Below are 693 nucleotides of genomic sequence, written 5' to 3' on the forward strand. Positions count from 1 at the left end.
TTATTGTGCCAAACCTGCTTTTCAACATGAAGTGGCTCTGCCCCCTCTTCATAGCCTAAATCTTCTGCTTCATAACGGCTTACCTGTCGCACACTGCATTTACACCGCCAACCATTGGGCGGATAAAGCCAATCCCAAACCGGATCATCAACAGGTGCGGTAAACCCCACCCAACTTTCATGTTCTAAACGCTTATGTTCTGAACTTGACAAAGCATAGGTGAGATAGGGCAAAAATTCTTTATTATTTTGTGTGCGCTCCCACTCACCTGCCGCATGCGCACTCATGGTATTGGCCCAATAGACCGTTTCTAAACGCCGTGGGCTGCCCAATTGTACCACGCTCTTTTCACCAGTTTTGGGGTCAATGCTGGTCTTTTTACCCCACCAACCCTTTTCCTGTAAAATCGGCATCAAATTTTTTTGAAAATCTTGAAAAGGAACTTGATGCTTTATGGCTTCTCCAACCGCTCGCTTAAAATCCTCCAAAATATCATAGCCTAGCGATTTTGCCACCGTAAAGGAAAAGGTATGTTCTTCTGGTGCTATATCACGCCAATCAAAGCTTGGAACAAGTGCCTTGGCTTCAAAATAACGGGTGACCTCTTTAGGGGCGGTTTTAAAAAGTTCCTCATCCATGATACCCAAGCCCACGTGCAATCATTTGTACTTTTGCCAAGCGCGCTGCTAATGC

General features: G+C 45.5%; 1 protein-coding gene. It reads right to left on the reverse strand.

Going from position 1 to position 693, the window contains the following annotated elements:
- Nucleotides 1-638 (reverse strand): phage minor head protein (locus tag ACFINZ_RS10970; RefSeq protein WP_375701533.1); only part of this gene is annotated, 638 nt, incomplete at its 3' end.
- Between the last annotated feature and the right edge of the window lie 55 nt (nt 639-693).

It is taken from the genome of Bartonella sp. AA81SXKL (genome assembly GCF_042196945.1).
In the GTDB taxonomy this organism is placed as follows: domain Bacteria; phylum Pseudomonadota; class Alphaproteobacteria; order Rhizobiales; family Rhizobiaceae; genus Bartonella.